Origin of the sequence: Microbacterium phosphatis (genome assembly GCF_049177115.1) — a bacterium.
Lineage (GTDB): Bacteria > Actinomycetota > Actinomycetes > Actinomycetales > Microbacteriaceae > Microbacterium > Microbacterium phosphatis.
The window spans coordinates 3,092,105-3,117,750 of record NZ_CP185370.1 but is presented as its reverse complement, the minus strand read 5'-3'; the positions used below and the strand labels follow the sequence as shown (position 1 = coordinate 3,117,750).

22 protein-coding genes are annotated in these 25,646 nt (G+C 72.8%); 10 read left to right on the top strand and 12 right to left on the bottom strand.

Features of this window, described 5'->3' with window-relative positions; genetic code table 11:
• The 3 genes from metE to ACOKGD_RS14850 all read right to left on the bottom strand — a co-directional run bounded on the left by metE (nt 1) and on the right by ACOKGD_RS14850 (nt 3,844).
• Nucleotides 1–2,331 carry a 5-methyltetrahydropteroyltriglutamate--homocysteine S-methyltransferase gene (gene metE / locus ACOKGD_RS14860; protein WP_342335887.1) on the bottom strand — a complete coding sequence of 777 codons (2,331 nt, stop codon included), beginning with the start codon at nt 2,329–2,331 and terminating at the stop codon, nt 1–3.
• Between the two features lie 46 nt (nt 2,332–2,377).
• A complete protein-coding gene (locus ACOKGD_RS14855; RefSeq protein ID WP_342335885.1) occupies nt 2,378–3,226 on the bottom strand; it encodes a methylenetetrahydrofolate reductase in 849 nt (282 codons plus the stop codon).
• A 279-nt stretch (nt 3,227–3,505) separates the two neighbouring features.
• Nucleotides 3,506–3,844, bottom strand: coding sequence for a hypothetical protein (locus ACOKGD_RS14850; RefSeq protein WP_342335884.1), 339 nt, complete (start codon nt 3,842–3,844; stop codon nt 3,506–3,508).
• 136 nt (nt 3,845–3,980) lie between these two features.
• On the opposite strand from ACOKGD_RS14850, the gene ACOKGD_RS14845 reads away from it, so the two are divergent.
• The 4 genes from ACOKGD_RS14845 (at nt 3,981) to ACOKGD_RS14830 (ending at nt 9,113) form a co-directional block, all read left to right on the top strand.
• Nucleotides 3,981–6,140 carry an ATP-dependent Clp protease ATP-binding subunit gene (locus ACOKGD_RS14845; protein ID WP_342335883.1) on the top strand — a complete coding sequence of 720 codons (2,160 nt, stop codon included), beginning with the start codon at nt 3,981–3,983 and terminating at the stop codon, nt 6,138–6,140.
• A 117-nt stretch (nt 6,141–6,257) separates the two neighbouring features.
• Nucleotides 6,258–7,184, top strand: coding sequence for a type II CAAX endopeptidase family protein (locus ACOKGD_RS14840; RefSeq protein WP_342335882.1), 927 nt, complete (start codon nt 6,258–6,260; stop codon nt 7,182–7,184).
• 49 nt (nt 7,185–7,233) lie between these two features.
• The gene (locus ACOKGD_RS14835; RefSeq protein WP_342335881.1) at nt 7,234–8,451 is read left to right on the top strand and encodes a sensor histidine kinase; all 1,218 of its coding nucleotides are present in this window, start codon (nt 7,234–7,236) and stop codon (nt 8,449–8,451) included.
• A complete protein-coding gene (locus ACOKGD_RS14830; RefSeq protein WP_342335880.1) occupies nt 8,448–9,113 on the top strand; it encodes a response regulator transcription factor in 666 nt (221 codons plus the stop codon). The genes ACOKGD_RS14835 and ACOKGD_RS14830 overlap by 4 nt, the downstream gene beginning before the upstream one ends.
• A 16-nt stretch (nt 9,114–9,129) precedes the next feature.
• Here ACOKGD_RS14830 and ACOKGD_RS14825 read toward each other — a convergent pair whose 3' ends face one another.
• Entirely contained in the window at nt 9,130–9,981 is an 852-nt protein-coding gene (locus ACOKGD_RS14825; RefSeq protein ID WP_342335879.1) for an SMP-30/gluconolactonase/LRE family protein, read from the bottom strand.
• Between the two features lie 130 nt (nt 9,982–10,111).
• Between ACOKGD_RS14825 and ACOKGD_RS14820 the strand changes: the two genes are divergently transcribed.
• Both ACOKGD_RS14820 and ACOKGD_RS14815 read left to right on the top strand, forming a co-directional pair.
• A complete protein-coding gene (locus ACOKGD_RS14820) occupies nt 10,112–10,888 on the top strand; it encodes an ABC transporter ATP-binding protein (RefSeq protein ID WP_342335878.1) in 777 nt (258 codons plus the stop codon).
• Nucleotides 10,870–12,462: a hypothetical protein gene (locus ACOKGD_RS14815; protein WP_342335877.1), complete on the top strand. Its 1,593-nt coding sequence runs from the start codon at nt 10,870–10,872 to the stop codon at nt 12,460–12,462. The genes ACOKGD_RS14820 and ACOKGD_RS14815 overlap by 19 nt, the downstream gene beginning before the upstream one ends.
• A 61-nt stretch (nt 12,463–12,523) precedes the next feature.
• On the opposite strand, the gene ACOKGD_RS14810 is transcribed toward ACOKGD_RS14815, so the two are convergent.
• The 6 genes from ACOKGD_RS14810 to ACOKGD_RS14785 all read right to left on the bottom strand — a co-directional run bounded on the left by ACOKGD_RS14810 (nt 12,524) and on the right by ACOKGD_RS14785 (nt 18,388).
• Nucleotides 12,524–13,654, bottom strand: coding sequence for an ABC transporter permease (locus ACOKGD_RS14810; RefSeq protein WP_342335875.1), 1,131 nt, complete (start codon nt 13,652–13,654; stop codon nt 12,524–12,526).
• The gene (locus tag ACOKGD_RS14805; protein ID WP_342335873.1) at nt 13,651–14,535 is read right to left on the bottom strand and encodes an ABC transporter ATP-binding protein; all 885 of its coding nucleotides are present in this window, start codon (nt 14,533–14,535) and stop codon (nt 13,651–13,653) included. The genes ACOKGD_RS14810 and ACOKGD_RS14805 overlap by 4 nt, the downstream gene beginning before the upstream one ends.
• A gap of 139 nt (nt 14,536–14,674) precedes the next feature.
• Entirely contained in the window at nt 14,675–15,325 is a 651-nt protein-coding gene (locus ACOKGD_RS14800) for a response regulator transcription factor (protein ID WP_342335872.1), read from the bottom strand.
• Nucleotides 15,322–16,614, bottom strand: coding sequence for a sensor histidine kinase (locus ACOKGD_RS14795; protein WP_342335870.1), 1,293 nt, complete (start codon nt 16,612–16,614; stop codon nt 15,322–15,324). The genes ACOKGD_RS14800 and ACOKGD_RS14795 overlap by 4 nt, the downstream gene beginning before the upstream one ends.
• Nucleotides 16,615–16,734: 120 nt before the next feature.
• Complete coding sequence (locus ACOKGD_RS14790; protein ID WP_342335869.1) at nt 16,735–17,322, bottom strand: nitroreductase family protein; 588 nt, start codon at nt 17,320–17,322, stop codon at nt 16,735–16,737.
• A 220-nt stretch (nt 17,323–17,542) separates the two neighbouring features.
• Nucleotides 17,543–18,388, bottom strand: coding sequence for an exodeoxyribonuclease III (locus tag ACOKGD_RS14785; RefSeq protein ID WP_342335868.1), 846 nt, complete (start codon nt 18,386–18,388; stop codon nt 17,543–17,545).
• Nucleotides 18,389–18,480: 92 nt separating this feature from the next.
• Between ACOKGD_RS14785 and pyrE the strand changes: the two genes are divergently transcribed.
• From pyrE to ACOKGD_RS14765, 4 genes are all read left to right on the top strand, one after another.
• Nucleotides 18,481–19,056, top strand: a complete 576-nt coding sequence (pyrE, locus tag ACOKGD_RS14780; RefSeq protein WP_342335866.1) for an orotate phosphoribosyltransferase — start codon at nt 18,481–18,483, stop codon at nt 19,054–19,056.
• 2 nt (nt 19,057–19,058) lie between these two features.
• Entirely contained in the window at nt 19,059–19,976 is a 918-nt protein-coding gene (locus tag ACOKGD_RS14775) for an ROK family protein (RefSeq protein WP_342335864.1), read from the top strand.
• Nucleotides 19,977–20,060: 84 nt separating this feature from the next.
• A complete protein-coding gene (locus ACOKGD_RS14770) occupies nt 20,061–23,144 on the top strand; it encodes an alpha-mannosidase (RefSeq protein ID WP_342335863.1) in 3,084 nt (1,027 codons plus the stop codon).
• Nucleotides 23,145–23,183: 39 nt separating this feature from the next.
• Nucleotides 23,184–23,960, top strand: coding sequence for a glycoside hydrolase family 16 protein (locus ACOKGD_RS14765; RefSeq protein ID WP_342335862.1), 777 nt, complete (start codon nt 23,184–23,186; stop codon nt 23,958–23,960).
• Nucleotides 23,961–23,995: 35 nt separating this feature from the next.
• Here the strand turns inward: ACOKGD_RS14765 and cofC are convergent, their stop codons facing one another.
• Both cofC and fgd read right to left on the bottom strand, forming a co-directional pair.
• Nucleotides 23,996–24,598 (bottom strand): 2-phospho-L-lactate guanylyltransferase, encoded by a 603-nt coding sequence (gene cofC, locus ACOKGD_RS14760; protein WP_342335860.1) that lies wholly within the window; start codon nt 24,596–24,598, stop codon nt 23,996–23,998.
• A 13-nt stretch (nt 24,599–24,611) separates the two neighbouring features.
• Nucleotides 24,612–25,622: a glucose-6-phosphate dehydrogenase (coenzyme-F420) gene (gene fgd, locus ACOKGD_RS14755; RefSeq protein WP_342335858.1), complete on the bottom strand. Its 1,011-nt coding sequence runs from the start codon at nt 25,620–25,622 to the stop codon at nt 24,612–24,614.
• Nucleotides 25,623–25,646 lie beyond the last annotated feature (24 nt).

The window sequence follows — 25,646 nt, the reverse complement described above, 5'->3', positions numbered from 1 at the left end:
TCAGGCGGTGACGAGCGCCTCCGCGCCCTGGCGGACGCGGGCGGTGGCCTCGACGAGGTTCGTGAGCGCGGCGATCGTCTCGGGGTAGGCGCGGGTCTTGAGGCCGCAGTCGGGGTTCACCCAGACCTGTCGCAGCGGCAGGCGGTCGGCGGCGTGCGCGAGCAGCTCGGCCACCTCGTCGACCGACGGCACACGGGGCGAGTGGATGTCGTACGCGCCCGGGCCGATACCGCGGTCGAAGCCGGCGGCGGCGAGCTCGTCGATGACCTCACCGCGGCTGCGGGCGGCCTCGATCGAGGTCACATCCGCGTCCAGGCCGCGGATCGCGTCGAGCACCACGCCGAACTCCGAGTAGCAGAGGTGGGTGTGGATCTGCGTCTCGGGGCGGGCTCCGGCCGTCGCGAGACGGAAGGAGTCGACCGACCAGGTCAGGTAGTCCGGCTGCGCGGCGCGGGTGAGGGGCAGCAGCTCGCGCAGCGCGGGCTCGTCGACCTGGACGATCGCGATGCCGGCGGCCTCGAGGTCGGCGATCTCGTCGCGCAGGGCGAGGGCGACCTGGCGCGCGGTGTCGCCGAGCGGCTGGTCGTCGCGGACGAACGACCAGGCGAGGATCGTCACCGGTCCGGTCAGCATGCCCTTGACGTGCTTCTCGCTCAGCGACTGGGCGAACTCGGCCCAGCGCACCGTGATCGGAGCCGGCCGCGAGACGTCTCCCCACAGCAGCGACGGGCGGGTGGCGCGCGAGCCGTACGACTGCACCCAGCCGTTGCGGGTGACCGCGAAGCCGTCGAGGTGCTCGGCGAAGTACTGCACCATGTCGTTGCGCTCGGGCTCGCCGTGCACCAGCACGTCCAGGCCGATCTCCTCCTGCAGGCCGATCACGCGCGCGATCTCCAGGCGCAGGGTCTCCTCGTACGCCTCGGTGGTCGCCTCGCCGCGGGCGTGCTGGGCGCGGGCGACGCGCAGCTCGGGAGTCTGCGGGAAGGATCCGATGGTGGTGGTGGGCAGCACCGGCAGCCCCAGCCGCTCGTCCTGGATCGCGGCGCGCTCAGCCGCGGGGAGGCGCGTGAGGTCGGCCGCGGTGAGCGACGCCGCACGCTGGCGCACGGCGTCGACGCGCACGCCCTCGGCGGAGGCGCGGTCGGCGAGGGCGGCGGCGGCCGCATCGAGCTCGTCGGCGATGGCCGCGCGGCCCTCCTCGCGGCCCCGCGCCAGGGTCGCCACCTGGGCGACGCGCTCGTCGGCGAAGGCCAGCCACGACACCAGGCGGCGGTCCAGCTGCGTCTCGGCGGCGACGGTGTGCGGGAGGTGCTGCAGCGAGGTCGACGTCCCGACCGTCACGCGGGCGGCGCCCAGCGCCTCCGCGGCGTCGAGGGTGTCGAAGGCGCCGGCCAGGTCGCCACGCCAGACGTTGCGGCCGTCGATGACTCCGGCGACGAGCGTCTTTCCGGCGAGGCCCGGCGCCGCGGCGGGCAGCGTGCCGCGCACCAGATCGATGGCGAGCGCCTCGAGGGGAGCGGCGGCCAGCGCCGTCCACGCCGCGGCCGAGGGGGTGCCGTACGGGGTCGTCACCACGATGCGGGGGCGCGATGCGGCCGAGCCGAGCGCGGTGTAGGCGTAGGCGGCGGCGTCGGCGAGCTCCGCCGGCGAGGCGTCGAGCGACTCCGAGACGAGGGCCGGCTCGTCGAGCTGCACCCACTCGGCTCCGGCGTCGCGCAGCGCCTCGAGCAGCTCCGTGTACACGGGCAGCAGCGCCGGCAGCAGCGCGAGCGGCTGGAACCCCGCGGGCGCGTCGCCCGCGGGCTTGGCCAGGGCGAGCAGCGTCACCGGGCCGACCAGCACGGGCCGGGTGACGAAGCCCTCGGCGCGGGCCTCGAGGACGTGGGCGACGAGGCGCGAGGCGTCGGCGCGGAACGAGTGGTCGGGGCCGAGCTCGGGCACGAGGTAGTGGTAGTTCGTGTCGAACCACTTCGTCATCTCCAGCGCGGGGTGGCGCTCGTCGCCGCGGGCGAGCGTGAAGTAGCCGTCCAGCGTCACCCGGCCCTCGGCGTCGAGCACCGACTCGAAGCGCGTGGGAACGGCGCCGGTGGCGACGACCGCGTCGAGCACCTGGTCGTAGAACGACGAGGCCTCGGGGATGGACGAGTCGCCGGCGGCGAGGCCCAGCGCGCTCAGGTGCGTGCGGGTGCGCGATCGCAGCGCGCGGGCGGCGTCCTCGAGGCCGTCGGCCGAGAGGGATCCGGACCAGTAGGCCTCGAGGGCCTTCTTGAGCTCGCGGTTCGGGCCGAGGCGGGGGTAGCCGAGCACGGTGCCGGTGGGGAATGCGGTCATTTCGGGGCTCCTTGACGGAAGACGGAGGGGTGGAGGAAGTCGGGGCTCAGACGAGGACGGCGTGGGCCAGCTCGTCGAGGACGGCGAGGACCGTCTCGTGGCGGTTGAAGGCGTAGAGGTGGAGGGAGGGGGCGCCCGCGTCGATCAGCTCGCGCGAGAGCCGGGCCGTGCGGCGGATGGCCTCGCGCTGGCGCTCATCGGCGTCGGCCGCGGCCACGAGCGCCGCGACCAGGTCGGCGGGGGCGTCGACGCCGGTCAGCTCGGCGACGCGCTCGAGCTTCTGCGACGTGCTCACGGGCATCAGGCCCGGGATGATCGGGATCGTCACCCCCGCGGCGCGGGCCGCGGCGACGTACGAGGCATAGGCGGAGGCGTCGAACACGACCTGCGTGATCGCATAGGCGGCTCCGGCGGCCTGCTTGGCCCGCAGCGCCCGCACATCGCCGGCGACGTCGCCCGTGCGGCCGTGGCCCTGCGGGTAGGCGGCGACACCCACGCGGATCATCACGCCCTTCCGTGCCGCGACCTCGTGCAGCAGGCCGATGAGCGGCACGGGGCCGTCGAGCTCGCCGTGGTCGCCGGAGGCGGGGATGTCGCCGCGCAGCGCGAGGAACTCGCGGACGCCTGCGGCGAGGAAGGTCTCGGCCCGCTCGATGAGCTGCGCGCGGCTCTGCCCGACCGAGGTGAGGTGCGCGACGGTGCGGGCGCCCTCGCGCTGCAGGTGCCCGAGCAGGCCGAGCGAGCGGTCGTTCGACGATCCGGCCGCGCCGTAGGTCACAGAGATGAACGCCGGGCCGGTGGCTGCCAGCGCCGATGCCGTGCCGGCGACCATGTCGATGCCGGCCTCGGTGCGCGCCGGGTACAGCTCGAACGAGAACGGGACGGGAAGCGACATGCGGGTTCCTGACGTGAGTGGCGGGGATCCGGGTGGATCGCTTTCACGTTAGGAACGCCCGGCGGAGGGCGGGCGCCAGGTTGCTCTCTGTTGCACCGGGGATATGGCCGTACCCCTATGGGCAGAGGGATGCACGAGAAACCGTCTCTGATCGGCTCTTTCGTTGTCGGGCTTCTTCGGGTGCGCCGTGGGTCATAGGCCGGCGTCATGCCCCCGCGGCACCAGAAAGTATGACCGGGGCAGCGGATCAGGCGCCCGGCGGTCCGAAAGGGGTGGGTGTCAGCCCTGCGTCCACATCAGCAGCGCGACCCCCGCCGGGGCGGCGAGCCCGCCGACGAGCGCGGCCGTCACGAGCTGGCGGTCGCCGCGCAGGATCGTCGCCCCCGCGCCCAGGACCAGCGCGACGGGCCCGGCGATCACGGCCGTGGCGAGGCCGTAGAGGCCCCACACCTGCGCGAGCCCCGTCGCGAGCACGAAGAGCACCAGCAGGAAGCCGAGCACCGCGACGGCGGCCGAGACGAGCGCCAGAACGGTCACCACGGTGCCGGCGACCGCGAGCCCCGTCCGGTGCGGCACGGGGTGTGCGGGCGCGGCGGCAGGGGCTCGCGTCGCGTCCATCCCTCCAGCTTGGCCTGCCGGGGGTGCCTCCGTCTGTAGGTACTTCGGGGGGACGGGCGGGGCTTTCGCCGGCCCGCGCCATCCGGTAAACTTGAGTCGGATCGGCTCAAGTTCGTGGTTCGGAAAGGAAAGGCCCATGGCAGACCAGCAGCAGCAGGAGCAGCAGAGCGCTCTCGAGCAGTTCGGCATCGACCTGACCGAACGCGCCCGCGCGGGCAAGCTCGACCCCGTCATCGGGCGGGACAGCGAGATCCGGCGCGTCAGCCAGGTGCTCACCCGCCGGACCAAGAACAACCCGGTGCTCATCGGAGAGCCGGGCGTGGGAAAGACCGCGGTCGTCGAGGGCCTCGCGCAGCGCATCGTCGCCGGCGACGTGGCCGAGAGTCTCAAGGACAAGCGCCTGATCAGCCTCGACATGTCGGCGCTGGTCGCCGGCGCCATGTACCGCGGTCAGTTCGAGGAGCGCCTGAAGAACGTCCTCAAGGAGATCACCGAGTCCGAGGGCGAGGTCATCACCTTCATCGACGAGCTGCACGTGCTGATGGGCGCGGGCGGCGGCGAGGGGTCGGTCGCGGCGTCCAACATGCTCAAGCCGATGCTCGCCCGCGGCGAGCTGCGCCTCATCGGCGCCACCACGCTCAACGAGTACCGCGAGTTCATCGAGAAGGACGCCGCACTCGAGCGCCGCTTCCAGCAGGTGTACGTGGGTGAGCCCTCGGTCGAGGACACCGTGGCGATCTTGCGCGGTCTCAAGGGCCGCTACGAGGCCCACCACGGGGTCACCATCACCGACAGCGCGCTTGTGGCCTCCGCCGCGCTGTCCAACCGGTACATCCCCAGCCGCCAGCTGCCGGACAAGGCCATCGACCTCATCGACGAGGCCATGAGCCGCCTCAAGATGGAGATCGACTCCTCCCCCGTCGAGATCGACCAGCTCAAGCGGCAGGTCGACCGCATGCGCCTCGAGGAGCTCGCCCTCAAGAAGGAGAAGGACGACGCCTCGAAGGACCGCCTCGCGAAGCTCCGCGAGCAGATGGCGGCATCCGAGGCCGAGCTGCGGGCACTCGAGGACCGCTGGGCCCGCGAGCGCGGCGGCCTCAACCGCGTCGGCGACCTGAAGAAGCGGCTCGACGAGGCGGTCACCGAGCGCGACCGCGCCATGCGCGACGCCGACTACGCCAAGGCGTCGAAGCTGCAGTACGAGACGATCGCGCAGCTCGAGGCGCAGCTCGCCGAGGCCGAGTCGCAGGCCGACAGCGCCTCCGACGAGCCCCGCATGGTCAACGAGCAGGTCACCGACGACGACATCGCCGCCGTGATCGCGGCCTGGACGGGCATCCCCGTCGGGCGGCTCCTGCAGGGCGAGACCGACAAGCTGCTGCACCTCGAGAACGAGCTGGGACGCCGCCTCATCGGCCAGAAGGACGCGGTCAAGGCCGTCTCCGACGCGGTCCGCCGCTCCCGCGCGGGCATCAGCGACCCGAACCGTCCCACCGGATCCTTCCTGTTCCTCGGCCCCACCGGCGTCGGCAAGACCGAGCTGGCGAAGGCCCTCGCCGAGTTCCTCTTCGACGACGAGCACGCCATGGTGCGCATCGACATGTCGGAGTACGGCGAGAAGCACTCGGTCTCGCGCCTCGTCGGCGCCCCTCCCGGCTACGTCGGCTACGAGCAGGGCGGCCAGCTCACCGAGGCCGTGCGCCGGCGCCCGTACAGCGTCGTGCTGCTCGACGAGGTCGAGAAGGCCCACCCCGAGGTGTTCGACGTGCTGCTGCAGGTCATGGACGACGGGCGCCTCACCGACGGCCAGGGCCGCACGGTCGACTTCAAGAACGTCATCCTGATCCTGACGTCGAACCTCGGCTCGCCGATCCTGATCGACCCGACGCTGTCGTCCGACAGCCGGCGCGATCAGGTGATGCAGCTCGTCCGCCAGGCGTTCAAGCCCGAGTTCGTGAACCGCCTCGACGACATCGTGATGTTCCAGGCGCTGTCGCAGGACGACCTCGCCCAGATCGTCGAGCTGCAGGTCGACCTGCTGCAGCGCCGGCTGTCGGACCGCCGCCTCACGCTCGCGGTCACGCCCGACGCGCGGGCGTGGCTGGCCGAGCGCGGCTACGACCCGATCTACGGCGCCCGCCCGCTGCGTCGCCTCATCCAGCAGGAGATCCAGGATCGCCTGGCGCTCGGGATCCTGTCGGGCGGCGTGCGCGACGGCGACACCGTGCGGGTGGACGTGTCGGCCGACGGGGCGCAGCTGGTCGTGACCAGCGTCACCCCCGACCCGGAGCAGTAGGCCGGCGCCGGCGGGGGCGACGCGCGTCGGCGCGGCGTCTGCACCTTCGGGATGAATCCCGCGAGTGCGATCCGATGGCCGTCGAGGCGGGCGGGGCCGCGTTCCTACCGTGAGGGCATGGCAACCACACCCGTCCTCCCCCGGAACCTCTCACCCGCCCCCGACCCCACCCTCGCGCGCACCCGCGGTCTGCGCGGGGCGATCCGGAGGCATCCGCTCGTCTCCTTCTTCGCCCTCGCCAACCTGCTCAGCTGGGTGGCCTGGGTGCCCTACGTGCTCTCGCTCGACGGCCTCGGCGTGCTGCCCTTCGCCTTTCCCGCCCTTCTCGGCAGCAGCCAGCTGCTCGGTGTGCTCCCCGGCGCCTACCTCGGGCCCGTGACCGCCGCGTTCGCCGTGACCGCGCTCGTCGACGGACGCGCGGGCCTGCGGGCCTGGGCCGCGCGGCTGTGGAAGTGGCGAGCTGCGCCGCGCTGGTACGCGATGGCGCTGCTCGGGGTGCCCCTGAGCATGATCCTCATCGGGCTGCTGTTCGCGGGCGGTCGGATCGAGGCCCCCTCGGCCGCCGCGCTCGCCGCATTCGTGCCGATGCTCCTGTTCCAGTTCGTCACCACGGGCCTCGCCGAGGAGCCCGGCTGGCGCGACTTCGCTCTGCCCCGCCTGCAGCAGCGCTTCACCCCGCTGCGTGCCGCGTTCATCCTCGGCCCGCTGTGGGCGATGTGGCACTTCCCGCTGTTCCTCACCGCGTGGGGCGGCTATCCGGAGGCGTCGTGGGCGCGTCCGGTGGCGTTCACGGTCTTCTGCATCGCGTTCAACATCGTGATGTCGTGGGTGTTCAACCGCACGGGCCAGAGCCTGCCGCTCTCGATGCTCACGCACGTCGGAGTCAACACGTTCGCCTCCGTGCTCTGGATCGAGCTGTTCCCGGGGCTGGGCGACGACCGGGCGATCATCGCCCTGGCCACGGCCGCCGTGGTCGCCGCCGCGGCCATCGTGCTCGGCACGCGGGGGCGCCTCGGGTACACGGCGCCGGTCGATGGCGCGTGAGATCGCGCGGACGTCGCGCGCCGTCGATGCCGGGCAATACCCTCAAGGGATGGCATCGGCGGGGCGCGACTCCCTCCTGAGCGCGGCGGCCACCGCCGCGCTCGCCCTCGGGCTGCTGGCGATCCTCCTCGCGCTGGTCGACGAGCCGCTGTCGGCACGCCCGCAGACCCCCGCCGCGGTCGCCGTCGCCGCGACGGTGCTCGTGATCATCGCCCAATCGGCGCTGCCGCTGTGGCGCTCCCGGACCCGCGCCGACGCCCTGGTGCTGTGCGCGGCGCTGTGCCTCCTGCTGGCCCTGGCGGCGCCCGGCGCCCTGTTCACGGTGAGCGCCGTCCCGGTGATCGTGCTGGCTTTCCGCGCGGCCCTGCGCACCCCGCTGCGCCGCCTCGCCGGCGGGGCGACGGGCGCCGCCGTCCTGGTCGCCGCGGCTCAGTTCGCGAACACCTCCGCGGAGGGCCGCACCGACCTCTGGGTGATGGGCGTCACCGCCCTCGGCCAGGCTGTCGTCGTTGTGGGCCTGCCGCTGCTGCCGGCCGCCGCGATCGCCGCGCAGCGCGCCGCCCGCGAGGCCCAGGACCAGACGGTGCGGGCGCTCGCCCGCGAACAGGACGCACGGGTCGGGCAGGCCATCGCGCTCGAGCGCGCGGCCATGGCGCGCGAGCTGCACGACATCGCCGCCCACCACCTGTCGGGGATCGCCGTGATGGCCTCGGCGGTCGAGGCGCAGATCGGTCCGGACCCCGCCGCGGCGCGGGCCGGCGTCGCGCAGATCCGCGCCCAGAGCAGGGCCGTGCTCGACGACCTCCGGAGCCTCGTGGGTCTCCTGCGGCAGGCGGGCGCCGAGGACGACGCGGTGAAGACCCTCGCGACCCTCGGCGAGCTCGCGGACGCCGCCCGCGCCGCCGGCGCGACGGTCCGGCTCGAGGTGCGCACCGGCGCGGGGCGCGCACTGGGCGAGGGGATCTCTCCGCTCGGCCAGCTGGCGGCGTACCGGATGGTGCAGGAGTCGCTCACGAACGTGCGCCGCCATGCGCCCGGGGCGGCGGCCGAGGTGCTGGTCGATGACACCGACGAGGCGCTGCTGCGGCTCGTTGTGCGCAACGACGTGACCACCGACGTGACCGACGGGGGCGGGTTCGGCGTGCGAGGCATGAGCGAACGCGCCGAGCTCGTCGGCGGGCGCCTGACGGCGGGCCCCGTCGCCGGCGTCTGGGAGGTCCGGATGGACATCCCCCGCTCCGCCGACTCCGGGGAGCGGGCCTCGTGATCCGGGTGCTGCTGGCCGACGACCAGCCCCTGGTGCGCGCGGGGCTGGCGGCGCTTCTCGGCGCGGAAGCGGACATCGAGGTCGTCGGGGTGGCCGCCGACGGCGACGAGGCGCTGCGGATGGCCGACGAGCTGGCGCCGGATGTCGCCTGCCTGGACATCCGCATGCCGGGGCTGAGCGGTCTCCAGGTCGCCGAGCGGATCACCGGACCGCAGGCGTCGTCACCCGTGCCGGTGCTGATCCTCACCACGTTCGACATCGACGAGTACGTCTTCCGCGCGCTCGAGGTCGGTGTCGCCGGGTTCCTGCTGAAGGACTCCGAACCGAGCGAGATCACCCGCGCGATCCGCAGCATCGCCGAGGGGCACGGCACCCTCGACCGCACCCTCACGCGCCGGATCGTCGACGAGTACGTGCAGCGCAGGCAGCTGCGGCCGGTGAGCGCGGGCAAGGGCCTGGATCTGCTCACCGCGCGGGAGCGCGAGATCCTGCTGCTGCTGGCGCAGGGGATGTCCAACGAGGACATCGCCGCGGCGCTCGTCGTCGAGATCGCCACCGTCAAGTCGCACATCGCCCGGCTCCTGCCGAAGCTCGGGGTGCGATCCCGGCTGCAGGCGGTCGTGTGGGCCTATCAGAACCGGGTCGTGACCGCCGACGAGTGACCCCGCCGCGGCGGGCTCAGACGTCGACGGTGCGGATCGGCACCCCGGCCACGCCGACCTCGGCGCGGAAGAGGGCGCCGGCCGGCAGCTCCTCGTGGGGCTCGAGGCCCTCGCGCGACGTGGTGACGTACAGCGTGCCGCCCGGCGTCAGCGCACACGACGTGACGCGCGCCGCGCCGATCTCCACGACCTCGCTGAGCCGGCCCGAGGCGTCGTACCGGTGGACGGCGTGCCCGTTGTACAGCGCCGACCACACACCGCCCTCGGCGTCGACCGCCAGGCCGTCGGGGCTCCCCGCGCCCTCGGGGATCGTCGCGAACGGCCGGCGGTCGCGCAGCTCGCCGTCGTCGGAGACGTCGAAGACGTCGATCCGGCCCGTGTGGCTGTCCGCGTAGTAGGCGAGAGCGCCGTCGGCGGTGAAGCCGAGGCCGTTCGAGACCGTGAGCCCGCCGAAGAGCTTCTCGACCGAGCGGTCGGGGTTGAGGCGGAACATCGACGAGACACCCTCGGCCGCGTCGTAGGCCATCTGGCCCACGAGCAGGCGGCCGCGCGGGTCGACGCCGCCCTCGTTGAAGCGGATGGCCTCGTCCCACAGCTGCGGCGTGACCCACTCGCGTGCGCCGTGGGCGTCGTAGGCGGCGATCGCCTTCTCGAGCGCGACGACGAAGCCGCCGGCCGTGCGCGGGCGGACGACCGCCGCGACGGGCGAGTCGACGTGCAGGCGCGACACCGACCCGCTCGCCTCGTCGAGCGCGAGGACGTCGCCCTCGAGCATGTCGACCCAACGCAGGCCGCCGAGGCCCTCATGCCACACCGCTCCCTCGCCGTGATAGGTGACGGACGGGGTGATCTGCTCGGCGCGGGGCATGACTCTCCTGGGCTGGAAGACGGGGGATCGCCTCCATTCTGGCGACCTCACGGCCGGACTCGCCAGGTCGCCGCCTGCCCGACCCGCCGGATCGTCGCGCTCGCCGCGGACCTCCCCTAGCGTGCTGAGTATGGAAGCAACCGGCGCCCCACCCGTCTTCGCCCTGCGGAACCTCACGAAGGTGTTCCCCTCCGGCAAGGTCGCGGTCAACAACCTGTCGCTCGACGTTCCGGCCGGCTCCATGCTCGGGCTGCTGGGCCCCAACGGCGCCGGCAAGACCACGACCCTGTCGATGGCGACCGGTGTGCTGCGACCGACGTCCGGCACGGCCTACGTGCTCGGGGCGGACGTCTGGCAGGATCCGGCGACGGCGAAGGGCCGGATGGGCGTGCTGCCCGACGGCGTGCGCCTGTTCGACCGCCTCACCGGCGCCGAGCTGCTGCGCTACACCGGCCTGCTGCACGGGATGGCCGAGAAGGATGTGGTCGACCGCTCCGGCGAGCTGCTCGAGGCGCTGGGCCTGGCCGAGGCCGGCACCACCCTCGTCGTCGACTACTCGGCGGGTATGCGGAAGAAGATCGGCCTCGCGTGTGCGCTGATCCACGCCCCGCGTCTGCTGCTGCTCGACGAGCCGCTCGAGGCCGTCGACCCGGTCTCCGGCGACACGATCCGGCAGATCCTGCGCGCCTTCGTCGCGGGCGGCGGCACCGTGGTGATGTCGAGCCACGTCATGGAGCTCGTCGAATCGCTGTGCGACCGGGTCGCGATCGTGGCCGAGGGGCGCCTGCTCGCCCACGGCACCCTCGACGAGGTGCGCGCGGGCGAGTCGCTGCAGCAGCGGTTCCTGAGCCTCGTCGGCCGCCACGACCTCGGAGCGGAGACGCTGGCATGGTTGCGCTCCTCGTAGGGCTGCGGTGGCGGCAGCTCGGCCACCAGCTGGTCCGCAACCCGTGGATGATCGTCTCGCTCGTCATCTTCGGGCTGATGGCGCTGGGGCTTCTGGGACTGCTGGCCTCGGGCGTCCTCGCCCTGCGCGCCTTCGCGCCGGAGGCCGCGGGAGCGGTGATGGTGATCGCCGGATCGATCCTCACCCTCGGGTGGTGGATCGGCGCGATCCTGACGAGCTCGGACGAGCTGCTGGCGCCCGAGCGGTTCGCGCTGCTCCCCGTCCGGGCCGGCGCCCTGCTGCCCGGGCTCGTCGCCGCCAGCGCGCTCGGGATCGGCGGCATCGGCACGGTGATCGCGCTGCTGCTGATGCTGATCGCGTGGTCGGCGTCGCCCCTCGCGCTCGTCGCGGCGGTGCTGATGATCCCGGTCGCCTTCGCGGTGTGCGTGCTGGGCGCGCGGGTTGTGGCAGGGCTGCTGGCGAGCTGGCTCGCGGGGCGGCGCACCCGCGACCTCGTGGCCATCGTCGCGGTGCTGCTGCTGTCGAGCTCGGGCCTGGTCCTCAGCGCGGGCCTGCAGGCGATCGCGTCGCTCGACGACCCGCTCGCCGCCTTCGGCGGCATCACTCGGGTGCTGGCATGGACACCGGTCGGCGCCGCCTTCGGGGTGCCCGCGGCGGTCGCGTCGGGTCAGTGGGGCATCGCCGCCGCCCAGCTGGCGATCGCGCTGGCGACGACGGGGGCGCTGTGGCTCGCCGCCCGCGCGATGCTCGCCGCGCGTCTGGTGTCCCCCATCCTCAATCGCGGGGGCGGGCGGATCCGGGGCGGTGCGACACTCGACCGGCTGCTGCCCGCGACGCCCGTCGGGGCGATCGCCGCACGGTCGCTGCGGTACCGGCGTCGCGACCCGCGGCACATCCTCAACACGCTGATGCTGGTGATCTTGCCGGTGCTCGTGATCGCGCCCGCCCTGCTCGGCTCCACGGACGTCGAGCTCGGCGTGCTCGGGGACGGGATCGTCCTCGCGCCCTCGATCGGCGCGCTCATGATCGCGACGATCCTGCAGCTCGACGTCGCCTACGACAACGACGCGGTCGCCCTGCACGTGTTCGCCGGGGTGCGGGGCGCGGACGACCGCGCGGGCCGGGTGCTGGGCCTCGGCATCATCGCCGTGCCCACCGTGATCGTGCTGAGCATCGGTGCCTGCGCGCTCGCCGGTGCGTGGCAGCTGCTCCCCGCCGCGCTCGGCTCGTCGCTGGGCCTCGGGCTCGCCTCGGCCGGTGCCGGAGCGCTCGTCGGCGCGTGGCTGCCGGGCCGCGCTCCGGCGCCCGAGGCGAACCCGCTCGGTCGCGGCTCGTCCGGCGGGGTGCAGTCGCTCGTCGCGCTGCTGGTCATGGCCCCGATGACCCTGATCGTCGGGGGCCCCGCGTTCGGCTTCGCCATCGCCGCGCTGTGGAACCCGGCGCTCGGCTGGGTCAGCCTCGCCTGCGGGCTGGGCCTCGGCGGCCTCGCCGTCTGGGGGGGCATCCGGTGGGGCGGCCAGGTGCTGGATCGCCGCTGGCCCGAGCTGCTCGCGGAGGTCGGGAGCGAGTCGTAGGCCGCCGACGCCGAGACGGGCCCGGGGGATCGCTCCCCCGGGCCCGTCTCTCGTGATCGCGTCAGCCGCGCAGGGCGTCGCCGAGCTTCACCCGCGCGCCCATCCGCAGCAGCGAGTTCTCGTAGATCTTCGCGCCCAGCACGATCACCACGAGGCACGACGCCAGCATGATCGCCAGCGACAGCAGGGGCTCCCACCACGCGGCATCGCCGAAGAACAGGCGGATCGGCATCGCGACCGGCGCCGAGAACGGCACGTACGACATGATCGCCATCGCGACGGGGTTGTCGCCCACGAACAGCACCAGGAAGTACGGGATCATCGTCAGCCACATCACCGGCGACAGCGTCGGACCGGCGTCCTCCTGGCGCGAGACGAGCGATCCGGCCGCCGCGAACATCGCCGCCAGCAGCAGGAACCCGAACAGGAAGAACACCGCGAACCAGACGATCGGCGCCCCGAGACCCTGCAGCACCTCGGTCTGGCCGGTGACGACCAGGCCGATGACCGACACGGTGATCAGCAGCAGGATCTGACCGATCGCCAGCACCGCGTTGCCCAGCACCTTGCCCGCCAGCAGCACCCGGGCCGGGATGGCCGAGATCAGGATCTCCACCACGCGCGTCTGCTTCTCCTCGATGACGCTCATCGTGATCGGCGAGCCGAAGCTGATGGCGGCCATCATGAACACCACGCCGAAGATCATACCCAGCAGGTAGCGCATGGGCGCCTCGGAGGCGCTGTCGGGGTCGAGCAGCTCCACCGACGGCGCCACCGACAGCAGCGCGACGAGCGAATCCGGGGCCTCCGATTCGGCGAGGATCAGCACACCCACGGGCGAATCGGGATCCGAGAGCACGGCCGCATCCACGGTGCCGTCGCGCAGCAGCGCCTCGGCCTCGGCGCGGTCGGCGACCTCGGTGATCTCGACGTCGGCGGATCCCGGGAGATCGGCCCGCGCGTCGGCGGTCGCCGCGATCGCGGTGGGCTCGTTCCCGCCGGCCTGGAACCCGCTCCAGAGCACGCCCGCGAGGGCGAGGAGCAGCAGGATCGCGGTCGAGATCTGGAACGAGCGGCTGCGCAGCTTGCCGCCGATCTCGCGCTCGGCCACCAGCCACACACCCTGCAGGGAGGTCAGCGTCGCCTCGGGGCGCGTCGGGGCCTTCGCCTCGGTCCGGACGGGGGCGCTCATACGATCACCGCCTTGAAGATCTCGGCGAGCGAGGGCCGCTGGGGGGAGAAGGAGGCGACGTCGCCGCGCTCCAGGGCCGATCGCAGCACGCGCTGGGCCACGGCCTCGTCGGCCGCATCGAACACGGCGTAGCCGCCGTCGAAGGCGACGACCTCCACACCCTCCTCGTCGCGCAGCCATCCGGCGTCGGCGGAGGAGAGCAGCTCGAAGCGGCGGGTGGCGTGCTGCGCGCGCAGCTCGTCCCGCGACCCGCGGGCCCGGATCGCGCCGCCCGCGATGATCACGAGGTCGTCGCACAGCCGCTCGACGACATCGAGCTGGTGCGACGAGAAGAGCACCGAGACCCCCGCCGCGGCGCGCTCCTGCAGCACCCCGGCGACCACGTCGACGGCCAGGGGGTCCAGGCCCGAGAACGGCTCGTCGAGGATGAGCACCTCGGGGTCGTGCACCAGCGCGGCCGCGATCTGGGCGCGCTGCTGGTTGCCGAGCGACAGCGCCTCGATGTTGTCGTCGAGGCGCTCCCCCAGCCCGAGTCGCTCCAGGATCGCGGTGGCGCGAGTCGTCGCGTCCTCACGCGAGAACCCGTGCAGGCGGGCGAGGTAGACGATGTGCTCGAGCACCCGCATCTTCGGGTACAGCCCGCGCTCCTCGGGCATGTACCCGAAACCGCGGCGGACGGCCGGCGTGAGGGGCGCACCGCCCAGCGTCACCTGACCGCCGTCGACCGCGAGCAGCCCGAGGATGATCCGCATCGTGGTGGTCTTGCCAGCGCCGTTGCCGCCGACGAAGCCCGTCAGTCGGCCGGGGACGACGTCGAACGACACGTCGTCGAGCACCCGGCGCTCGCCGTAGCTCTTCACGATCCCGCTGAGTGTCAGCATCCGCGTTCTCTCTTTTTCATGCCTCTCACGCTAGGGAGCGCCCGATCCGGGCGGATCCCCCGCGGGGCGGATCTTCTCCTCCCCCGCGGGGCGGTCCGTTCCCGGGGCTGGTCCCCTGCGCGGCGGGCGAGGGCGCGGGTCAGGCGAGGCCGTGACGGTGGGCGTAGACCACCGCGGCGACGCGGTCCCGCGCGCCGAGCTTCTGCAGCACGTTCGAGACGTGGGTCTTCACGGTCGCCTCGCCGATGTGCAGGCGCCCGGCGATCTCGGCGTTGCTGAGCGCCTCGGCGAGCAGCCGCAGCACCTCGCGCTCGCGGTCGGTCAGCGGTACCGCCACAGGGACTGCCGCGGCGGCGACCTCGGCCTGCGTCGCCGGCGCGTGCCGCTCGATGACCCGCCGCGTCACCTCGGGCGCCAGCAGCGCATCGCCGGACGCGACCACGTGCACGGCCGCGACCAGCTCCTCCGGCCCCGCGTTCTTCAGCAGGAAGCCACTGGCCCCGGCATCCAGCGCCGCGAACAGGTAGTCGTCGCGATCGAAGGTCGTCACGATCAGGATCCGCGGCGGCCGGTCGCCGCGCAGGATCAGCCGGCTGGCCTCGATCCCGTCCATGTCGGGCATCTGCACGTCCATGAGGATCACGTCCGGGCGCAGCGCGGCGGCCTGCGCGACGGCGGCGGTGCCGGTGGCGGCCTCCCCGACGACCGGGATGCCCGATGCCTCGAGGATCGTGCGGAACCCCAGACGCATCGTGGCGTGGTCGTCGACCACGAGAACGCGCGGTGTCATCCGGCCACCCGGATCGGCACCCGCACCCGCACGAGGAACCCGCCGCGATCCCGCGGGCCGTACTCGAGCGATCCGCCGGACGCGATCGCCCGCTCGCGCATGCCGAGCAGCCCCAGCCCGGGGCGGGTGCTCCGGCCCGGGCGCCCGGTGTCGGTCACCTCGAGCTCGACCGCGTCGGCGGTGTATCGCAGGCGGAGCTCGGCCGTGACATCCGGCCCCGCGTGGCGCCGGGTGTTCGTCAGCGCCTCCTGGGCGATCCGGTAGAGGTTCACGTGCACCGTCTCGGGCACATCCGCCGGCTCGCCCACGACCGTGAACCGGGTGGGCGTGCCCGTCGCGGAGGCCTCCTGGGCGAGTGCGGCGAGGCCCTCGAGCCGCAGCGTCGAGGCCACCTCGTCCGCGGCGTGCTCGGGCGAGCGCAGCGTGTCGAGCAGCAGGTGCAGCTCGTCGAGCGCCGACCGCGCCGAGCCCTCGACGGCCTGCAGGATGCCGCGGGCGGCCTCCGGATCGCGGTCGAGCACGGTGCGCGCGGCCCCCGCCTGCACGCCCATCGCCGACACGTGATGCGCCACGACGTCGTGCAGCTCGCGCGCGATACGCACCCGGTCGAGCATCACCGCCTGGGCCGAGGACGTCTCCCGCTCCTCCACGAGCTCGTGTGTGCGGCGCCGCAGCGTCTCCCGGTCGCGGGCGGCCGCGTAGGCGCGCTCGCCGAGGTAGTACGCGCCCCCGAAGTACGCCACGTTGATGAGCCAGATGATCAGCATGTAGGCGACGTACGGAGAGAACGCGCCTGCGGTGTCCGGCATGTGCTCGGACGGATCGACGGCGCCGAGGTACGTCGAGATCAGCATCCAGACGAACATGCCGAGGATGATGAGCGCCCGACCCCAGGCGGCCCGGCGGCGGTCCTCCGACCACGCGCCGACCGTGTAGAACGCCACGAACATGGTCACCTGGCTGACGTACAGCTCGGCCGATTCGAGCGTGGCGCCCACGAAGTACGAACCCGCGACCACGACCGCCACGGCGATCGGGAAGCGCCGGCGCAGGGCGAGCGGAAGCGTAGTGAGGCCCGCGAAGACCAGGGGCCAGGCGCCGGAGTCGTCGCGGAAGGTGAACAGCTGCGAGACGGTCGACAGGGCCACGCTCAGCACGGCCGCGGCGAACAGCGCGACCGCGAGCACGAGGTCGGTGCGCCGCTCGCGCGCGTTCGGGCGTGCCCGCGGCGCCGGATCGGCGGCGGGCGAGGTCACGAGCGTGCGCGGGTCGCGCGCGAGGAGCGCCATGCCCCCCACGCTACGGAACACCCGCACCACCGGCCTCCCTCGTGAGACGGACATCGGCGGGAGACGACGAAGCGGGCCCGCGGGATCACTTCCCCGGGCCCGCTTCGCGATGCGGATCGGTCAGTCGTTGGCGACGAGCGACTCGGCGATCGGACGGCGCGTGCGCGGCGCGGTCTCGCGCTCGCGCAGACCCTCGGGCAGCTCGTTGTGGTCGCCGAAGTCGCCGACGGCGGTGATGGTGAAGGGCACGAAGCGCTCGTCGAGGCCGAAGTGCGCCGAGATGGCCTCCTTGTCGAAGCCGGCCATCTGGTGCACGTGGAGTCCCTCGGCGTGCGCCTGCACGCTGAAGTGAGCCATCGCCTGGCCGAGGTCGTAGAAGGCCCACGGCTGCTCGTCGCCCGCCTCGTTCTTGGCCTCGGCGATCGCCACGATCAGGGCCGACGCGTTGGGCGCCCACGCCTGGTTGAAGCCCATCAGGGTGTCGACGACGGCGGCGTGGGTGGCGGTGCCGCGGCGGGCGACGATGAAGCGCCAGGGCTGCACGTTCATCGCGGAGGGCGACCAGCGGGCGGCCTCGAGCGAGCTGTTCAGCTTCTGCTCGTCGATCGCGACCGCCGCGTCGTAGGCGCGGGGGCTCCAGCGCTCGACGAGGACATCGAGGATCGGGTGATCGGTGGTGGCGGACTGATCGAGCGTGGCAGCGCCCATGGTTGTGCTCCTTGCGGTTCACGGGAATAGAGGTGGCGGGCGCCGTTGCCCGCGTAGGACAACACGGTCCCCCGTGATCTATTCCTGCGTATCGATTTGTGACACGGAACGATCCGCGGCTCAGAGGGAGCGGAGCCACTCCTCGACCTCGCGTGCGCTGTGCAGGCGGATGGTCGGCGTGCCGCCGCCGATCGCTGGCACGTCGCCGTGCAGGGCTGTGTCAGCCGAAGATCATCGGGAGGTCGTCGTCCTCGCCATCGGCCGGGAAGTCGAGGTCGACGACGACCGGCACGTGGTCGCTCGGCGCATCGCCCTTGCGCTCGTCGCGGTGGATCGCGGCGCCTGTCACGGCATCGGCGAGGGCGCGCGATCCGAGGATGAAGTCGATGCGCATGCCCTGATTGCGCACGAACTTGATGGCCTTGTAGTCCCAGTAGGTGAAGCCCTCGGGCACGAGGGGACGCACGACGTCGACGAGGCCGGCGCTCTCGAGGTCTGCGAACGCCTGACGCTCCTGCGGCGAGACGTGGGTGCTCGCTCCCTCGACGACCTGCGGGTCGCCGTTGTCGGCATCGGTGGGGGCGATGTTGAAGTCGCCGACCAGCGCGAGGGGAAGGTCGGGGTCGCGCGCGAGCTGCTGGCGCGTGTGCTCTTCGAGCGCCTTCAGCCAGTGAAGCTTGTAGTCGTAGTGCGGGTCGCCCAGCGAGCGGCCGTTCGGCACGTACAGGCTCCAGACGCGCACACCGCCGACCGTGGCGCCGATCGCGCGGGCCTCGAGTGGCGCGTCCGGGCCTTCATGCCCCTTGAGGAATCCGGGCATGCCGGGGAAGGAATGCTCCACGTCCTCGATGGGTTCGCGGCTCGCGATGGCCACGCCGTTCCACTGATTCAGGCCGTGCGCCTCGACGTGGTAGCCGGCCGCCTCGAACTCTGCGAAGGGGAACTGCTCGGGCTTGCACTTGATCTCCTGCATCGCCAGCACATCGATGTGCTCGCGCTCGGCGAAGGCGACGATGCGCCCGACGCGGGCGCGGACCGAGTTGACGTTCCAGGTGGCAAGCCGCATGCGTCCAGCCTAGGCGGGCCGTCCGACATCGCCGCCGCCCGGATCGCGCCCGCGAACAGGGCAGAGCGGACCGCCCCTTCTAGACTGGCGGCATGGCCGCATCCACGCCCGAACTCGAAGCCGACCGCCAGGCGCTCATCGCCCTCATCAACGACGAGGCGGTGTTCCACGGCGACTTCACGCTCTCGAGCGGCAAGAAGGCGACGTACTACGTCGACATGCGCAAGCTGACGCTCGACCACCGCGCGGCCCCCGCGATCGGGCGCATCATGCTCGACCTGATCAAGGACATCCCGGACGTCGCGGCCGTCGGCGGTCTGACCCTCGGCGCCGACCCCATCGCCAACGCGATGATGCACGAGTCGGTCAAGACCGACCGCCCGATCGACGCCTTCGTCGTGCGCAAGGAGCCGAAGGACCACGGCCGCGGTCGCCAGATCGAGGGCGCCGAGGTCGCGGGCAAGCGCGTCGTTGTGGTCGAGGACACCTCCACCACCGGCCAGTCGCCGCTGAAGGCCGTCGAGGCGCTGCGCAAGGCGGGCGCCGAGGTCGTGGCCGTGGCCACGATCGTCGACCGCTCGACGGGCGCGCAGGCCGCCATCGAGGCCGAGGGCCTCGAATGGCGCTCGGCCATCGTCCTCGCCGACCTCGGCCTCGACCCGCAGTAGACGTGACCGCCTTCGCCCTCGCCCTGGATCTGGGCGGAACCAAGCTCGACGCCGCGCTTGTCACCGAGACGGGCGAGGTGCTGGCCGCGAGCCGCAACCGCGTGCCGACGGGGCGCGAGCTCACGCCCACGGGTATGGAGCAGGCCCTCATCGCGACCACAACGCGCGCGCTCGCGGAGCTTCCCGAGGGCGCCGAGTTCGTCGGCGTGGGCATCGGCAGCGCCGGGCCGATCGACCTGGCCGCGGGCGACATCATGCCCGTGAACATGCCCGGGCTGCACGGCTTCGCCCTCGCGCCGACCGCGACCGAGGTAGTCTCCGGCGTACTCGGCCGCACCGATTTCGTCACGGGCTTCCGCCATGACGGCGCGTGCATCGCCCTGGCGGAGTCGTGGATCGGCGCCGCGGCGGGCGCCCGCGCCTCGCTGTCGATCGTTGTGTCGACGGGCGTCGGCGGCGGGATCGTGGTGGACGGCGCCTCGATCGGCGGCGCGTCGGGAAACGCCGGTCACCTCGGCCAGATGGTGATCGGCGGGTCCGAGGGCGCGATGACCCTCGAGGAGCTCGCCGCGGGCCCGCCGACGGTCGGCTGGGCCCGGCAGCAGGGCTGGAGCGGATCGACGGGGGAGGACCTGGCCCGCGATGCGCAGGCGGGGGATCGGATCGCGCGCGCCGCGATCGAGCGCTCGGCCGGATACGTCGGCCTCGGCCTGGCCAACGCGTCGACCCTGCTCGACCTCGAGGTGATCGCGATCAGCGGCGGCTTCTCGCGCGTCTCCGACGACTACGTCGATCTCGTGGCGACGGCGCTGCGCTCGTCGGCGGTCCTGTCCTACGCGCAGGCGACCCGCGTCGTCCGCAGCGGCCTGGGCGACGAGGGCCCGCTCGTCGGCGCGGCCGCGCTCGTGTTGCGCCGCTGAGAGCGGATCCGCCGCCGATCTGTTGACCACGGCGGCTCGGTCCGCCAGCGTGGTGGGGTTCACCCGTTCAGATGCGGAGCCCCCATGCACAACGACATCCCGCTCACCGTCGGCCGCGCCCGCCGCGTGCTCAACGAGCGGATCCTGCCCGCCGTGCACGCCCGACGCGTGCCGCTCGACGTGGAGTTCCACGAGCTGCCGGGCGAGCCCATCGCCCCCGCCGACGGCCTCGCGCTCGCCTACGCCCCGTTCGAGACGGGATCGTCGTGGGGCGCTGCGTGGGGGACGACCTGGTTCCGGGTGAGCGGCCGCGTGCCCGACGAGTGGGCGGGCCGACGGGTCGAGGCGCTCGTCGACCTCGGCTTCGACGTCGGCATGACCGGATTCCAGTGCGAGGGTCTTGTGCACCTGCCCTCCGGCGAGCCCGTGAAGTCGCTCAACCCGCGCAACCAGTGGGTCAGGATCGCCGAGGCCGCGACCGGCGGCGAGAGCCTGGAGTTCTTCATCGAGGCGGCATCGAACCCGGTGCTGCTCGATGTCGCCCACTTCGGCTCCGGCCTGCCCTTCCGGCCCACCCGACAGGGCGACCTCGCGACGGCGTCGCGCCAGAACCTGTACACGACCAGGCATTTCGATCTCGCGGTGTTCGAGAAGGAGGTCTTCGAGCTCGCGCTCGACGTCGAGGTGCTGCTCGAGCTGCAGGCCGAGCTCCCCGAGTCCGGCCCCCGGCGCATGCGCATCCTGCAGGCGCTCGACGACGCCCTCGATCGCGTCGACCTGCAGGACATCGCCGGGTCGGCCGCCGAGGCGCGTGCGGCCCTCGCGCCGGCGCTCGCGTCGCCCGCCGAGGCCTCGGCCCACGAGATCTCGGCGGTCGGCCACGCGCACATCGACTCGGCCTGGCTGTGGCCGGTGCGGGAGACGATCCGCAAGGTGGCGCGCACGGCGTCCTCGATCACCGACCTGATCGGCGAGACCGACGACTTCGTCTACGGGATGTCCAGCGCGCAGCAGTATGCATGGATCCGGGAGCACCGGCCCGAGGTGCACGCCAAGGTGCGCGAGGCCGTCGCGGCGGGGCGCTTCCTGCCGCTGGGCGGCATGTGGGTCGAGTCGGACACCGTGATGCCCACGGGCGAGGCGATCGTGCGGCAGTTCCTCTACGGCCAGCGCTTCTTCGAGGAGGAGTTCGGCGTCCGCTCGAAGGGCGTGTGGCTGCCGGACTCGTTCGGGTACTCGCCCGCGCTGCCGCAGCTGATGCGCCGGGCCGGCTTCGAGTGGTTCTTCACCCAGAAGATCTCGTGGAACCAGGTGAATCGCTTCCCGCACCACACGTTCGCGTGGGAGGGGATCGACGGGTCACGGGTGTTCAGTCACTTCCCGCCGATGGACACGTACAACTCCGAGCTGTCGGGTGCCGAGGTCGCCCGCGCGACGCGGCAGTTCCGCGAGTCGCGGCTCGCCTCCGGCTCGATCGCGCCCGTGGGCTGGGGCGACGGCGGCGGCGGCACCACCCGCGAGATGACGGGCAAGGCGAAGCGGCTGGCCGACCTCGAGGGATCGGCGAGGGTGCGGTGGGAGCACCCCGACGCGTTCTTCGACCGGGCGCGGCAGGAGCTGCCCGACCCGCCCGTGTGGGTCGGCGAGCTGTACCTGGAGCTGCATCGCGCCACGCTCACCAGCCAGCACCGCACGAAGCAGGGCAACCGCCTCACCGAGCACCTGCTGATCGAGGCCGAGCTGTGGGCGGCATCGGCGACCTTCTGGACGGGCGCCGACTACCCGTACGACGAGCTCGACGCGCTGTGGCAGCAGGTGCTGCTGCAGCAGTTCCACGACATCCTGCCGGGCACATCGATCGCCTGGGTGCACCGCGAGGCGGTCGAGCAGTACGCCCGGGTCGCGGCCGCGGCTCGCGCCCTCATCGACGAGGCCCAGGCGGTGCTCGCCCGCGGCGGCTCCGAATCCGGCTCCGAGCCCTCCGGCTCCGAGCCCGTGGTGTTCAACGCCGCGCCGGTCGCGCGCGACGGGGTGCCGGCGCTCGGGGCGGCGGTCGCCGTTCCCGCCCGCGGACGTGTGTCGGCCGAGGCGGCGGGGGGCGGCTTCGTCCTCGAGAACGACCTCGTCCGGGTGATGATCACGGGGGAGGGGCTCATCACCTCCGCGATCGACCTCGCGACGGGGCGCGACGCCGTGCCCGCCGGCGCCGAGGCGAACCTGCTGCAGCTGCACCAGGACTTCCCCAACATGTGGGACGCGTGGGACGTCGACCGCTTCTACCGCAACCGCGTGGACGACCTGCGCGCGGCCGCCTCGCTGACGCTGGAGGAGGGACCCGGATCCGTCACCGTGGTCGTCGCCCGGGCGTTCTCGCTCTCATCTCTCGAGCAGCGGATCACGCTGCGCGCGGGATCGCGGGTGCTGGAGTTCGCGCAGTCGACCGACTGGCGCGAGACGGAGAAGTTCCTCAAGCTCGCGTTCCCGCTCGCCATCCAGGCCGAGCACACGGCCGCCGAGACGCAGTTCGGCTATGCCAAGCGGGTGACGCACACCAACACCAGCTGGGAGGCGGCGAAGTTCGAGACGTCCATGCACCGGTTCGTGCACGTCGCCGAGCCGGGCTTCGGCGTCGCGCTCATCACGGACTCGACCTACGGCTATGACGTCACGCGCGACTCCACCCCCGAGCACGGCGTCACCACGACGGTGCGCCTGTCTCTGCTGCGCGCGCCGCGCTTCCCTGATCCCGAGACGGATCAGGGCACGCAGACCCACCGCTACGCCTGGGTCATCGGGGCGGGCATCGAGGACGCCACGGCCGCCGGGCTCGTGATGAACCTGCCGGCGCGGGAGGTGACCGGGTCCCCGGTCGGGCCCGTGGTGACGGCGTCGCCCGGCCTGATCGTCTCGGCCGTCAAGCTCGCGGCCGACCGCTCGGGCGACCTGATCGTGCGCGTGTACGAGCCCTACGGGCGCCGCGTCTCGGGTGCGCTGCGGTTCGGTCGGGAGGTCGCGGCGGTCGAGACCGTGTCGCTCATCGAGGACGGGGATCCGACGCTCGCCCCCGCGACTCTCACCCAGCGGCAGGAGGTGGCCCTGGAGCTCACGCCGTTCGAGGTGCGCACCCTCCGGGTGTCGATCGGGGGGAGCGCCGTCCTGCCAGACTGAGCGCGGGGGAGGAGGGACCATTCGAGGAAGAAACCCCAGATGAAGCACTTCCGCAGCGCCCTGGCGCTCACGCTGATCGGCGGGCTGATCGCCCTGACGCCGACCGCCGCCCACGCCGCCGAGACGCCCGCCCCCGGCTGGGCCGTGGCGTACGACACGACCTTCCCGGCGGAGGATCTCGCGATGACGCGGATCCTGAACCAGCCGGCATGGAAGAACGGCGAGATCCAGCGCTACGCGACCTCGCAGGTCGCGCCGCTGGAGGGCGGCGGCATGCGCCTGCGCGCCGAGAAGGTCGGCACCGAGTGGCTCTCGGGCGGCGTCGAGATGCGCAACGTGATCATCAAGCCCGGCTCCTACGTCACCGCGTCGATCAAGCTGCCCGAGGGGCAGGGGTTCTGGCCCGCGTTCTGGATGTGGAACACGGTGGGAGGGCGCAACACCTCGGAGATCGACATCGTCGAGGCGGCGAGCCCGTGGTGGAACGAGGCCGTCTCCTCGGTGCACGGCGCGAAGAAGACCGGGCTCGCCTCGATCGTGACCCGCACCGACGGCTCGTGGGCCGACGAGGTGCACGACTACGCGGTCTGGTGGGAGCGTGACGTCGTGAGCTTCTGGATCGACGGCGTCCAGGTCGGGCGGTATGCGGGCAAGAACATCCCGACCGACGACATGTTCGCGGTGTTCAACATCGCGATCGGCGGCGCCTGGCCCGGCCTCCCGGACAGCACCACGCCCAGCCCGGCCGACATGGTGGTCGAGGACTTCGCGGTCTACACCCACGGGTCCGCGCGACCGGCGGCGCCGCCGGTGTGACGGGCGCCGGCCGGGGCGGCCCGCGCCGCCTCGGCCTACAGCAGCGCGGCCGTCCGCGGCCCGAGGCCGAGCACGGCGGCCGCGCGCAGCTGCTCGGCGGTGTCGACGTCGCGGCGCAGCGACGAGCTCGCCGCGACGTCGAGCGGCGCGTGGCCCGCGGCGGCGTGACGCGCGGCCGAATCGGCGCCGAACGCGGGCTCGAGCGTCTCCCCCGCTCGCGCGGCGATCAGGGTGGTGCCCGACCCCTCTGCGTCGGGCACGAAGGATCGCGCGTGCGCCGAGGCCAGCGCGAGGGCCGCGTCGAGATCCGCGGCATGCAGGGCGGGCAGATCGCCGAGCATCACGGCGCGGTCGCCGCCGGCCGCGCCCAGGCCCGCGGCGATCGCCCCGTTCAGGCCGGTGCCGGGATCCGGGATCAGCCGCACGGGCACGCCGGATGATCCTGCCTGCTCGAGCAGCGGCGCGATCACCGGATCGCCCGTGACGACCACCACCTCCCGCACCGCCGTCGCCCGGCGCGCGGCCTCGACCGTGTCGAGCGCGATCGCGGTGGCGAGCTCGGCGCGATCCGGATGCGCGAGGCGGGACTTGCCCGTCGATCCCTTCACGGGGACGACGAGCGTCCAGCCCCGCCTCACCGACGGATCCCGCTCAACGGAAGCGCTCGCGCAGGCGCGGCAGCACCTGCTCGCCGTACAGACGGAGGAAGGCCTCCTGGTCGTGGCCCGGGTCGTGGAAGACGAGGTGACGGAAGCCGAGCTCGACGTTCTTGGCGATGGCCTCGATGTGCTGCTCGACGTCGTCCGACACGATGAACCGCGACGCCGCGCGCTCGATCGGCAGCTCCTCGGCGCGACGCTGCATCTCGATGGGGTCGTGGATCCCGGTCTTCTCGTCGGGCTTGAGTGCGAGCGGGGCCCAGAAGCGGGTGTTCTCGGTGGCCTGGGCGAGGTCGGGCCGGAACGACACCTTCACCTCGATGAGGGTGTCGACATCGTCGCGCGATCGCCCGCCCTTCTCCAGGCCCTCGTCGAAGGCGGGGAGCAGGTTGTCGGTGTAGAGCGACGGATCCTTGCCGCTGGTGGTGATCCAGCCGTCGGCCATACGGCCCGCGAGGCGCGTGGCGGCCGGTCCCGAGGCGCCGATGTAGATCGGCACCTGGGTCTCGGGACGGTCGTAGATCGTCGCGTTGCTCGTGGAGTAGTAGGTGCCGTCGAAGGTCACGCGCTCGTCGGTCCAGAGGCGGCGGATCAGGGTGATCGCCTCCTTCATGCGCTGGAACCGCTCGGGCGACTCGGGCCAATCGAGACCGAGGGTCACCTCGTTGAGCGCCTCGCCCGTCCCGACGCCCAGGATGAACCGGCCAGGGTGCATCGCGCCGAGCGTGCCGAACGCCTGGGCGACGACTCCCGGGTGGTATCGGAACGTCGGCGTGAGCACGGAGGTGCCCAGCAGCACCCGCGACGTGCGCTCGCCGGCCGCGCCCAGCCAGGGGAGCGCGGCGGGGGCGTGCCCGCCGTCGTGCATCCACGGCTGCATGTGGTCGGAGAGGAAGACGCTGTCGAAGCCCATCTCCTCGGCCAGCACCGCGTAGTCGAGCAGCTCGCGCGGGCCGAACTGCTCGGACGAGGCCTTGTAGCCGAAGCGCATCGGAATGGTCATGAGGCTCCTGGGGTCGTGGGTCGG

Coding starts and splice junctions, on each gene's coding strand:
- ACOKGD_RS14765 (WP_342335862.1), top strand. CDS start 23,184: ATGAAGCACTTCCGCAGCGCCCTGGCGCTCACGCTGATCGGCGGGCTG.
- ACOKGD_RS14805 (WP_342335873.1), bottom strand. CDS start 14,535: ATGCTGACACTCAGCGGGATCGTGAAGAGCTACGGCGAGCGCCGGGTG.
- ACOKGD_RS14850 (WP_342335884.1), bottom strand. CDS start 3,844: ATGGACGCGACGCGAGCCCCTGCCGCCGCGCCCGCACACCCCGTGCCG.
- ACOKGD_RS14835 (WP_342335881.1), top strand. CDS start 7,234: ATGGCATCGGCGGGGCGCGACTCCCTCCTGAGCGCGGCGGCCACCGCC.
- ACOKGD_RS14770 (WP_342335863.1), top strand. CDS start 20,061: ATGCACAACGACATCCCGCTCACCGTCGGCCGCGCCCGCCGCGTGCTC.
- ACOKGD_RS14825 (WP_342335879.1), bottom strand. CDS start 9,981: ATGCCCCGCGCCGAGCAGATCACCCCGTCCGTCACCTATCACGGCGAG.
- ACOKGD_RS14845 (WP_342335883.1), top strand. CDS start 3,981: ATGGCAGACCAGCAGCAGCAGGAGCAGCAGAGCGCTCTCGAGCAGTTC.
- ACOKGD_RS14815 (WP_342335877.1), top strand. CDS start 10,870: ATGGTTGCGCTCCTCGTAGGGCTGCGGTGGCGGCAGCTCGGCCACCAG.
- ACOKGD_RS14820 (WP_342335878.1), top strand. CDS start 10,112: ATGGAAGCAACCGGCGCCCCACCCGTCTTCGCCCTGCGGAACCTCACG.
- ACOKGD_RS14855 (WP_342335885.1), bottom strand. CDS start 3,226: ATGTCGCTTCCCGTCCCGTTCTCGTTCGAGCTGTACCCGGCGCGCACC.
- pyrE (WP_342335866.1), top strand. CDS start 18,481: ATGGCCGCATCCACGCCCGAACTCGAAGCCGACCGCCAGGCGCTCATC.
- fgd (WP_342335858.1), bottom strand. CDS start 25,622: ATGACCATTCCGATGCGCTTCGGCTACAAGGCCTCGTCCGAGCAGTTC.
- ACOKGD_RS14810 (WP_342335875.1), bottom strand. CDS start 13,654: ATGAGCGCCCCCGTCCGGACCGAGGCGAAGGCCCCGACGCGCCCCGAG.
- ACOKGD_RS14840 (WP_342335882.1), top strand. CDS start 6,258: ATGGCAACCACACCCGTCCTCCCCCGGAACCTCTCACCCGCCCCCGAC.
- ACOKGD_RS14790 (WP_342335869.1), bottom strand. CDS start 17,322: ATGGGCGCTGCCACGCTCGATCAGTCCGCCACCACCGATCACCCGATC.
- metE (WP_342335887.1), bottom strand. CDS start 2,331: ATGACCGCATTCCCCACCGGCACCGTGCTCGGCTACCCCCGCCTCGGC.
- ACOKGD_RS14785 (WP_342335868.1), bottom strand. CDS start 18,388: ATGCGGCTTGCCACCTGGAACGTCAACTCGGTCCGCGCCCGCGTCGGG.
- ACOKGD_RS14800 (WP_342335872.1), bottom strand. CDS start 15,325: ATGACACCGCGCGTTCTCGTGGTCGACGACCACGCCACGATGCGTCTG.
- ACOKGD_RS14795 (WP_342335870.1), bottom strand. CDS start 16,614: ATGGCGCTCCTCGCGCGCGACCCGCGCACGCTCGTGACCTCGCCCGCC.